Source organism: Pantoea sp. Pa-EAmG, assembly GCF_030024295.1.
In the GTDB taxonomy this organism is placed as follows: Bacteria; Pseudomonadota; Gammaproteobacteria; order Enterobacterales; family Enterobacteriaceae; genus Pantoea; species Pantoea dispersa.
Genome location: NZ_JASEWO010000241.1, coordinates 1 through 5406, shown reverse-complemented (window position 1 = coordinate 5406; position 5406 = coordinate 1). Strand labels below are relative to the sequence as shown.

Below are 5406 nucleotides of genomic sequence, written 5' to 3'. Positions count from 1 at the left end.
GACGTGGGCCCAACATACAGGCTGACAACTGACGTAGCCAGACAGTTTATCTCCATCCTCGAAGCTGGCATTGCAAAGATCGCGTCCACTGAGCAATACCTACGCGATAATCGCAAGCACTAATCATCACCATCGCGTGAAAAGGCACCCTACAGGGTGCCTTTTTCATGGGCGCACTCTTTTGATATGCTATTGAAAAAAATCGCCGTTTTGCAGGAGTGATGTCGTCATGGTTTATGATCTGATTGTGGTGGGAAGTGGTTCCGTCGGAGCTGCCGCGGGTTTCTATGCGACCCAGGCGGGCCTGTCGGTGCTGATGATCGACAGCGCGCACCCGCCCCACAGCCAGGGGACGCATCACGGCGAAACCCGTCTGATTCGTCACGCTTACGGCGAAGGTGAACGCTACGTGCCGCTGGTGCTGCGCGCCCAGACGCTGTGGGACGAGCTGGAGCGCCAGAGCGGCGAACGCATTATGCACCGCAGTGGCATTCTTAATCTGGCGCCAGCCAGCTCGGATTTCATTCACAACGTGATCGACAGCGCTAACCGCTGGCAGTTAGCGGTGCAGGTGTTACAAGCCGATGAGGTGCGTAAACGCTGGCCGCAGCTTAGCGTACCGGACGGCTACGTAGGCGTATTTGAACCCAACTCTGGCTTCCTGAAATGCGAACAGGCGGTGCGCAGCTGGGTACAGCTGGCGGAACAGGCCGGCTGCGCGCAGCTGTTTAACTGCCCGGTCAGCGCGATTGGCCGCGAGGGCGATCTGCAGCAGGTCACCACCAGCGATGGCGTATTCCGCGCGCGCAAGCTGCTGATCAGCGCTGGCACCTGGGTCAGTCAGCTGGTGGACAATCTGCCCGTTACGCCGGTGCGCAAGGTGTTTGCCTGGTATCAGGCCGATGGGCGCTACAGCGAAAATAACCAGTTCCCCGGCTTTACGGTAGAGATGCCGGATGGCAGCCATTTCTACGGCTTCCCGGCAGACAATAATGCCCTGAAAGTGGGACGCCACGATGGCGGTCAGCCCATGCAGACGCCAGCGGACCGCAAACCGTTCGGCAGCATCGCCGCTGACGGTAACGAAGCCTTTAGCTTCCTGCGCCAGTTTCTGCCAGGCGTAGGCGTGTGCCTGCATGGTGAAGCCTGCAGCTATGACAACACGCCGGATGAAGATTTTATTATCGATACCCTGCCCGGTGAGCCTGACCGACTGATCATCACCGGCCTGAGCGGCCACGGGTTTAAATTCGCCAGCGTGCTGGGTGAACTGGCCAGCGAATTTGCGCAGAATAAACCGTTCTCCTTTGACCTCACGCCCTTCTCACTTTCGCGTTTTGCCTGATTTTGTTGCTGCCGGTGCGGAGCGCACTGGCAGTTGTTGACCTTTCCTGACACAGATTTACTTTACGTCCGCGTTTATGGCGCATTTGGTGTAGCAATACCCATTGCCGCCAGGACTAAAACTGCTATTTGCTTATCTATTCAGAATTATTGAATTACACCGCCAGCCTTTCGCCATATATATCGAACCCGTAAATTCAAAGTTATAGAAAAGTAAGGACGATTGATTTTCTATTTCAGGTTGTAGATTCTCATTACCACTTATTTCCTGATAACGGCTTAACTATGTGGCGTAATTCTCCACGGCATTACGGTGCGTTAACCATTGCGTTGCACTGGCTGATGGCGCTGACGATTTACGGTATGTTCGCGCTGGGTTTATGGATGGTCGGACTTGGCTACTACGACGGCTGGTATCACAGCGCCCCTGAGATTCACAAAGGCATCGGCATCTTACTGTTTGCCGCTCTGCTGCTGCGCCTGTGCTGGCGCGTCATATCGCCACCGCCGTCACCGCTCGCCAGTTACTCGCCGCACGTACGCCGTGCCGCCCATGCTGTGCACTGGCTGCTGTATGGCCTGCTGCTGGTGTTGCTGATCAGCGGCTATCTGATCTCTACCGCAGACGGCAAGCCGGTCTCAGTGTTTGGCTGGTTTGAGGTACCGGCACTGTTTACCGGCGCGGGTGAGCAGGCCGATGTCGCCGGTGAGGTCCATTTATGGCTGGCGTGGGCTCTGGTGCTGTTGTCTGCCCTGCACGCCCTGGCCGCGCTGAAACACCATTTTGTCGATCGCGACATGACGCTGAAACGGATGCTCGGTTACCGCATCCCCTTAACCTCTGAAAAGGAAAAGTAATATGATCAGGAAAACCCTGCTGGCGCTCAGCGCCGCTGCCCTCTTTTCGACCAGCCTGAGTGCCAGCGCGGCTGAGTATAAGTTTGATAAAGAGGGTCAGCACGCGTTTGTCCAGTTCCGCATTCAGCATCTTGGCTACAGCTGGCTGTACGGCAGCTTTAAAGATTTTGATGGCAGCTTTACCTTTGATGAAGCCAATCCCGCCGCGGACAAGGTCAATGTGACCATCAATACCAACAGCCTCGATACCAACCATGCCGAGCGCGATAAGCATCTGCGCAGCGCGGATTTCCTCAATACCGGCAAATTCCCGCAGGCCAGCTTCAGCTCGACTGAGGTTAAAAAACAGGGCAAGGATTATAAGATCACCGGCAACCTGACGCTCAACGGCGTAACGAAGCCGATCACGCTGGATGCGCAGCTGATTGGGGAAGGCAAGGATCCGTGGGGCGGTTATCGCGCCGGCTTTGCCGCCAGCGGCGAAATCGTGCTGAAAGAGTTCAACATCAGCAAAGATCTCGGTCCGGCCTCGCAAAAAGCCGAGCTGATCATTTCAGTCGAAGGTGTGCGTCAGTAATCAGCAGTACAGCCTGGCGGGCAATGCGCCAGGCTGTTAAACCGTTACTTTTTGTCCGGCGCGGGGATCGCCATGGTCATGTTGAGTAAACCGCGCGATTTATTGAACACTTTGTTGCCATTTTCACGGCCAGCGCGGCGCGCGCGCTGCTCTTCCGGCGCCAGTTTCGACTCTTCCATGCACAGCGGGCTGCAGCAGTTCTGATACTTTTCCGCACAGCTCGGGCACTGAATAAACAGCAGATGGCAGCCGTCATTAACGCAGTTGGTGTGGCTGTCGCACGGCGCACCACACTGATGGCAGCTGGAGAGAATATCGTCAGAGATACGCTCGCCCATACGCTCGTCAAACACGAAGTTTTTGCCTTTGAAGCGCACCGGTAAACCCTGCTCGCGCGCGCGGCGGGTATATTCGATGATGCCCCCTTCAATGTGGTAAACATCATCAAAACCGTTGTGCTTCATCCACGCACTCGCTTTTTCACAGCGGATGCCGCCGGTACAGTACATGACGATTTTTTTGTCTTTCTGCGCCTGCAGCATATCCACCGCCATCGGCAGCTGATCGCGGAACGTATCGGCTGGCACTTCCAGCGCGTTGTCGAAGTGGCCCACTTCGTATTCGTAGTGGTTACGCATATCCACGAACACCGCATCCGGATCGTCGAGCATGGCGTTGACTTCGGCCGCTTTGAGATAGTTACCGACGTTACTGGCGTCGAAGCTACCGTCTTCAATACCGTCAGCCACGATGCGATCGCGCACTTTCAGGCGCAGCACCCAGAACGATTTGCCGTCGTCATCCAGCGCGATGTTCATGCGCAGATTGTCCAGCGCCGGGTCAAAGGCATAGAGCATCGCCTTCATCGCCTCATAGCGACTGGCCGGCACGCTGATTTGTGCATTAATCCCTTCCTGCGCCACGTAGACGCGGCCGAACACCTTCAGCTGGGTTAAGGCAACATAGAGACGGTCGCGGAATGCCTGTGGATCGGCAATCTGGAAGTATTTGTAAAAAGAGACTGTGGTACGCGGCTCGGTTTCGGCCAGCATACGTTCTTTCAGCTCTTTATTGGAAACGAGGTTGTGTAACACTGGCATGGTGAACACCTGTTAGCAATCAGAGAAATTTAGCGCGCATATGATACCTGAATTGAGCGTGATGCAAAGCTTCTGGTGCAATTCTCCTGCCATCAGCCACAATCGATGGGGTTCTGCGTTGTGCTCGCTAATATCTGCGCAGAAATGCTGTTCGTCGTGCGCTGACGCACGGATGGTTGATTTCAGTCAGAGAGAAAAAATGGCATAATCCCGGCCAATTACAGAAACCGGACTCTCTGGTACACGACGCAGGACATTGATATTTCCATGACGCAACTTCCGCAATTTACCCGCGAACTCCTTCATCCACGCTACTGGCTGACCTGGCTGGGCATCGGTTTCCTCTATGTGCTGGTGCTGTTGCCCTACCCGCTGCTGTACGTGACTGGCTGCGGGCTGGGACGCCTTGCCATGCGTTTTATGAAGCGTCGTGTTCAGGTCGCGCAACGCAATCTGGCGCTGTGCTTCCCCGATATGCCGACCAGCGAACGTGAAGCCATGGTGAAGCACAATTTCGAATCGGTGGGAATGGGGCTGATTGAGACCGGCATGGCGTGGTTCTGGCCGGACTGGCGTATTCGTAAATGGGTCAGCACCAGCGGCCTGGAGCACGTTACCGAGGCGCTGGCACAAAAGCGCGGCATCCTGCTGATTGGCATGCATTTCCTGACGCTGGAGCTGGGTGCGCGCGTGTTTGGCATGTACAACCCGGGTATTGGCGTTTATCGCCCTAACGACAACAAGTTACTGGACTGGCTGCAAACCTGGGGACGCATGCGTTCCAATAAAAGCATGCTGGATCGCAAAGATCTGAAAGGCATGATCCGCGCCATGAAGAACAACGACATCATCTGGTATGCGCCCGATCACGACTACGGCCCGCGCAGCAGTGTATTCGCCCCGTTCTTTGCCGTTCAGGAAGCCGCGACCACCACCGGCACGCATATGCTGATTCGTCTGGCTAATCCGAGCGTGGTGCCGTTTCTGGCACGCCGCCTGCCGCACGGCCGCGGCTACGAACTGAAAATGATGCCGGATATCCGCCACAAATTCTCACTGGAGAGTGAACTGGATACCGCTATCGTGATGAATAAAGTGGTGGAAGAGACGGTGCTGCTGGCGCCTGAGCAGTATATGTGGCTGCATCGCCGCTTTAAAACCCGGCCCGAAGGGCAGCCTTCACGCTATTAATCGGTTGCGGGGTATTATCAATGCCCCGCGTTATTTACCGCACATTTGCCTTAATTCACGTGATTCTTTGCGCAGTGGCGCGCTAAAAAAGGCCCAGCCTGAACTGCTATGCCTTCCACACGGCGACACTTACATCAACGACACCCTTTACGCCACCCGCTGCTATCTTGCGCATTAATCACAGTTTTTTGCTGCTACGCCAACGCGTTCTCCCTCGCCCGCCGCTGCTTTTCAGTGCCTGAGTTTGTAAGGCAACACGCGTAAAATATGGCGGGTGCGGATCTGATTTTGATGACTTCCAGGCCTTTTCCTATTTAATTTTACTCAGGCCTGCCG

At 55.4% G+C, this 5406-nt stretch carries 5 protein-coding genes and 1 pseudogene; 5 read left to right on the top strand and 1 reads right to left on the bottom strand.

Annotated features, from left to right (window positions below; all coding sequences use genetic code 11):
• From bssS to QMM04_RS20665, 4 genes and pseudogenes are all read left to right on the top strand, one after another.
• Positions 1-123, top strand: a pseudogene (gene bssS / locus QMM04_RS20680) (biofilm formation regulator BssS); the annotation flags it as partial.
• 106 nt (positions 124-229) lie between these two features.
• Positions 230-1345, top strand: a complete 1116-nt coding sequence (gene solA / locus QMM04_RS20675; RefSeq protein ID WP_021506437.1) for an N-methyl-L-tryptophan oxidase — start codon at positions 230-232, stop codon at positions 1343-1345.
• Between the two features lie 284 nt (positions 1346-1629).
• Positions 1630-2202, top strand: coding sequence for a cytochrome b (locus tag QMM04_RS20670; RefSeq protein ID WP_059010460.1), 573 nt, complete (start codon positions 1630-1632; stop codon positions 2200-2202).
• Position 2203: 1 nt separating this feature from the next.
• The gene (locus QMM04_RS20665; RefSeq protein ID WP_021506439.1) at positions 2204-2779 is read left to right on the top strand and encodes a YceI family protein; all 576 of its coding nucleotides are present in this window, start codon (positions 2204-2206) and stop codon (positions 2777-2779) included.
• 44 nt (positions 2780-2823) lie between these two features.
• Here QMM04_RS20665 and QMM04_RS20660 read toward each other — a convergent pair whose 3' ends face one another.
• Positions 2824-3879, bottom strand: a complete 1056-nt coding sequence (locus QMM04_RS20660) for a rhodanese-related sulfurtransferase (protein ID WP_021506440.1) — start codon at positions 3877-3879, stop codon at positions 2824-2826.
• A gap of 267 nt (positions 3880-4146) precedes the next feature.
• Here QMM04_RS20660 and QMM04_RS20655 point away from each other — a divergent pair, with 267 nt between their 5' ends.
• Positions 4147-5070: a Kdo(2)-lipid IV(A) acyltransferase gene (locus tag QMM04_RS20655; RefSeq protein WP_021506441.1), complete on the top strand. Its 924-nt coding sequence runs from the start codon at positions 4147-4149 to the stop codon at positions 5068-5070.
• Positions 5071-5406 lie beyond the last annotated feature (336 nt).

Bases quoted from the DNA above. Each gene is read 5' to 3' on its own strand.
- solA (WP_021506437.1), top strand. From the start codon at position 230: ATGGTTTATGATCTGATTGTGGTGGGAAGTGGTTCCGTCGGAGCTGCC.
- QMM04_RS20670 (WP_059010460.1), top strand. From the start codon at position 1,630: ATGTGGCGTAATTCTCCACGGCATTACGGTGCGTTAACCATTGCGTTG.
- QMM04_RS20665 (WP_021506439.1), top strand. From the start codon at position 2,204: ATGATCAGGAAAACCCTGCTGGCGCTCAGCGCCGCTGCCCTCTTTTCG.
- QMM04_RS20660 (WP_021506440.1), bottom strand. From the start codon at position 3,879: ATGCCAGTGTTACACAACCTCGTTTCCAATAAAGAGCTGAAAGAACGT.
- QMM04_RS20655 (WP_021506441.1), top strand. From the start codon at position 4,147: ATGACGCAACTTCCGCAATTTACCCGCGAACTCCTTCATCCACGCTAC.